This window comes from Pseudomonas akapageensis (genome assembly GCF_011355085.1).
In the GTDB taxonomy this organism is placed as follows: Bacteria; Pseudomonadota; Gammaproteobacteria; order Pseudomonadales; family Pseudomonadaceae; genus Aquipseudomonas; species Aquipseudomonas akapageensis.
Genome location: NZ_VXCP01000085.1, coordinates 1 through 657 on the forward strand (window position 1 = coordinate 1; position 657 = coordinate 657).

Genomic DNA, 657 nt, shown 5'->3' on the forward strand with positions numbered 1-657 from the left:
GTATAACCAGTGCGGATATTGAGCCTCCTCAACAGAACGGCGTACTTCATATCCTGCTACCTCGTATGGACGCATCCCGACAGAAGAAAGGTGGATTAAAACCTGACACCCGACAGGTGGAAGGTCTTTACCATCCCAAATGGTTTTTGTACCCATACTCAGTCTCCTTTTCCGGTAGCAGCGGCGAGATCGAGAAGATTGATATGCTGGGCCACATCATCAATAGCTTCAGCGTACCCGAATAGGTTGCTCCATTCAGGGCGATTCCCCATTGCGGCCTCATACATATCAGCAAGAGCGTTCCCCGCGCTGTCTCGCTCTTCGATTAACTGTGTTTCGTCACGTTCAAGCTCAGCAATCTGTTTCTCTGCAGCTTTCAGTTTTTTCCGGGATTCAATGACCTCGCGGATGATGCTTACAACGTCAGTACATTCCTGGGCATATTCGTGATCGTTAATCTCAATGGCGTCTTGTCCTGCACCATAGAAGTCCTGCAAGCGAAAAAGTAATTGACCATCGGTTAGTGCGTCGGAGCTTTCATCTTCGCCAGTTCTGCCAGTGATGATGCCTTTGCTATACATATCCATCAGCAATGCAAACTGAGAACGCGCTGATACGATCAGCATGTAGCGAACGCTGTTGGCAAACATGTTGGTG

Annotated in this window: 1 protein-coding gene; it reads right to left on the reverse strand. The window is 48.7% G+C overall.

What is annotated here, in order from left to right; all coding sequences use genetic code 11:
* Positions 1-158 precede the first annotated feature (158 nt).
* On the reverse strand, positions 159-657 hold a 499-nt coding region (locus F2S13_RS29040), incomplete at its 5' end, for a hypothetical protein (RefSeq protein ID WP_166367319.1).